This is a genomic window from Thiomonas sp. TH-17 (genome assembly GCF_057473305.1).
Window position 1 is genome coordinate 1 of the sequence record NZ_JBYCKI010000246.1, and the last position, 3,340, is coordinate 3,340.

Here is a 3,340-nt window from a genome sequence, read left to right on the forward strand (position 1 = left end):
ACAGCTCCCAGGCCGGGCCGGCAAGGGTCAGCAAGGCATCGCGCAGCATCAGCGGGCCCAGGCGCAGGTGTGCGGCAGGCAGCGGCAGCGCGTAGAGCGCGGCGGCCTCGGCCGCATCGCAGAGCCGGTAGCCCGAGCGCAGGAGCACATGGCGCATGGCATCGCCCACGCTGGCATCGAGCATGGGCGGAATCGAGACCTCCACCGCCTGCTGCAAGAGATCACGCTGCGCGGGCTCCGGCACCAGCTCGACCAGGGTGTAGCGGCCGTAGCGGGCCACCGGAACGAAACCTGGCTCCGGCGCGACGGCGGTTGGCGATGCGGCCGGCACCGCTGGCACAGACGGCGTGGCGGTCGTGGCGCAGCCGGCGGCCAGGACGGAGCTGGCTATCGCGCCGTAGATTGTGGGAGGGCTACGAAAACGGGCGAACAGTCGCATGGTTCGGCTCCCCAGAATGTGGAGCCGTCACCATCGCTGCCGTGACGAGCGCTGGCAGCAAACAAAGGGAACTGGACGCCGACCGATTAGTGCGGTGGGTCAAGAAATCGTTGCCCTGGACAGGTACCTACGTGGCAGCGACTTTCAGCAATACCTTCGTGAATGCTTCTGGTGCAAGGAGGAACGATTGGAAGCCATCAGCCCACACCGCCGCTTTGCCACGGGCATCCACAGTCCAGCCGTCGTCCGCTTTGAAGCGTGCTTCAGCGACGTTTACCAGATCGATGCCTAGTTCATGGAACAGCGCGATGTCACGATCTTCCAACTCGAAATGGATGGTGCTGTAGAAGTCCAGCGCCTCTCGCCCCCAATAGCCGACGTAGAGAATCGGCACGTCGGGTCTGGCACGCCGGGCAGCCTTCAGGAACGTGTTCAGATGGAGATCCGCTAGCCCGCTGCCTAGCACCAGAATCAGGTCTGCCTCCATGGCCTCCCGGTTGAGCGCCGAGTAGTAGAACGCATAGGGCGACTGCTGAAGGCGGCCGAGTTTGTCCAATCCGGTGATGATCGCGCCCCGCTCGACGTGGGTGCCATCCATCCTGTCAACGCCCGAGCCATTGAATCTGGCTTGCCGACGTGCCACGGCCTTGTCATCGAACCAAACGATGTCACCGATCTGATGCTCGCCGGGCACGGAGAATCCCATATGGACTGATCCGTGTAGATGGAACAAGGCCGGCTTGCCCCACTCCGCCCAGAAAGCCTTTCCGTCGAAGTCCGAGTGATCGCCATGTCGCTGCGTAAAGCCGGTGAAGTAGCGCCCTTGGGTCGCCTGGGCGACGAAATCATCGTAGTTGGTCGTGTACACGCGAGGGACGTACTGCTGCTCCAGCACCTCGAAGAACGCAGACAAGGGATTCAATGGTAGGGCTGGGTTGTCGCAGACTTCCGAGACCTTCGCATAGATGAAATCAAGCATCGCGCTGCAGGCGGCCTTGAGTGCTTGCTCAGGGTGCGTCACAGCGGTGCCCAGGAACGGATACATCACGGGTAGGAACTTGGGAACCGCGCCTTGCTTTGCGCGCAACTGGCTGAGTTCGTGCATGACGTGATAGATGCGCTCAAAGTGGGCTTCGGCCTCGCTGGCATAGTAGGTGCGCAACTTGTCTCGAATGTCGAAATAGACCTCCGTTCCTCCCACATGGGCACAGTATTTGTCGGCCTTGATGGCGTCATCGATAAGATTCCCGAATCCAATCGTAGCGGGGATGCCCAGCTCCACCGAGGCTCCGGCCCCCATCACGACCAATGCCCTCTGCTTACCGTTCTTGTTCATTACCCGCCTCATAAAGAGATCGAAGATAACCTAACAGAAGGCAGCCCCGAAGGGCCGTGGAAAGAAGCCGGCGACCCCGAGGGGCCGCCGGCATGAGCACATGGATCAGACCGTGACAAGCTGCCGTGCCAGTGCCACCTCCACCGAGTCGCCGTCCTGATTCAGGACATCGAGCCCGGACTCCGGCACGTCGCCCGACGTGCTTTGCGACACCATGATCTTCCGGGCCATCAACCCCAGGCAGGTCATCTGCGAGGAGTTGGCGTAGCCGAGGTAGATCACGCGCACCGGCTGCTTCTGGCCGATGCGCCATGAGCGCCGCGCGGCCTGCTGCAACGAATACACGTTGTAGCCCGACTGGAGGAACACGATGGTCGGGAACTCCAGCAGGTCCAGGCCGGTTTTCACCAACTCGGGATTGGTGATGAGCACGTCGATGCCACGGTCCAACTGCTCGGCGATCCAGTCCTCGCGGCGGGAGGCATCCACGCTCGCGCGCAGTACCGCCACCTTGAAGCCTTCCTGCTCCAGCAGCACCTTCAAACGCGACGTGGTGTCGCGCGTGCCGGTGTAGACCGAATAGACCAGGGTCTTGCGACCTTCTGCCTTCTCCTGCTTGCAGATCTCGATCAGCTCGCGTTCCTTGGGCATCACCTCCAACTCGTTGAACTGAGCCGGCACGAACGCCAAGGTGTTGCGCGTGCGCGGATGCACCACGGTTTCCGACCGGAAGCAGCAGTCCGGCCAGGCCAGCAGCACGTTGAGGACCACGCCGAGCAGCGTCGTGTCGCGCTTCGCCAGGGCCTGCTTCAGCTCCTGGGTCAGGCGACCCGCCAGATCGCGGTAGGCCGCGGCCTGCGCCGTGTCCATCGCGACTTCGCGGAACTCCTCGTCGTAAGGCGGCAACACATTGCCGCCGATGTCCTTCAACTTGAGGAATACCGTGAACGGCAGTACGCACCGCAGTACGCCCTTGGGACCGAAACCCGGCGCCTTGACCGTGCGCACCGATACCTTGGTGCCCTTGGCCGTCTTGTGCGCCGTGCCCGTGCTCTCGGAATAGATGTCCTTGAGCACGCCGTGATCGCGCATGAACGCCATCGCGGCCGACGTCATGCTGCCGCTCTTGGTCGGACGGTAGCCGTCTTCGATCATCCGCCCCGGCAGGGCTCGGAACAGCAGGTGGAACAGGTCGTCGCCGTAGCCGCCCATCAGCGTTCCGGTGAGCAGCAAGGTCTTGCGCGACTTGGCCGCCAGCACGCCCATGGCCTGGCCCTGAGCGGAACCGCCGTTCTTGTACTCGTGCGCCTCGTCGGCGATGAGCAGGTCGAACGTGCCCTGGGGCAGGTAGCGCTTGATGAACTCGGACGGCTGGTAGCCGCCCTCGCCGAAGCCGAACTCCATGTTGGCCATCGCGCGCTCCATGCGGTGGGCTTGCCGGTCCGAGAAGACCAGCTCGCCGTTGCCATCCATCAGGTTGATGAACTCGTGGATGTTGTCCCCGAGCATCGACGCGAGGAAGGCGTCACCGAACTTTTGCATCAGCTTCTGCGCGGTGACTTCCC

Annotated in this window: 3 protein-coding genes; all 3 read right to left on the reverse strand. The window is 62.9% G+C overall.

All coding sequences use genetic code 11. The features are described from left to right. The coding region (gene pilL2 / locus AC2VLV_RS14325; RefSeq protein ID WP_486990622.1) for a PFGI-1 class ICE element type IV pilus protein PilL2 at window positions 1-439 on the reverse strand (439 nt) is incomplete at its 3' end. A 127-nt stretch (window positions 440-566) separates the two neighbouring features. Next, on the reverse strand, window positions 567-1,775 hold the full coding sequence (locus AC2VLV_RS14330) for an SIR2 family protein (protein ID WP_023657724.1): 1,209 nt from the start codon (window positions 1,773-1,775) through the stop codon (window positions 567-569). A gap of 105 nt (window positions 1,776-1,880) precedes the next feature. Continuing rightward, on the reverse strand, window positions 1,881-3,340 hold a 1,460-nt coding region (locus tag AC2VLV_RS14335), incomplete at its 5' end, for a helicase-related protein (RefSeq protein WP_486990623.1).

Excerpts from the sequence above, each read along its gene's own strand:
- AC2VLV_RS14330 (WP_023657724.1), bottom strand. The coding sequence starts at position 1,775 with ATGAACAAGAACGGTAAGCAGAGGGCATTGGTCGTGATGGGGGCCGGA.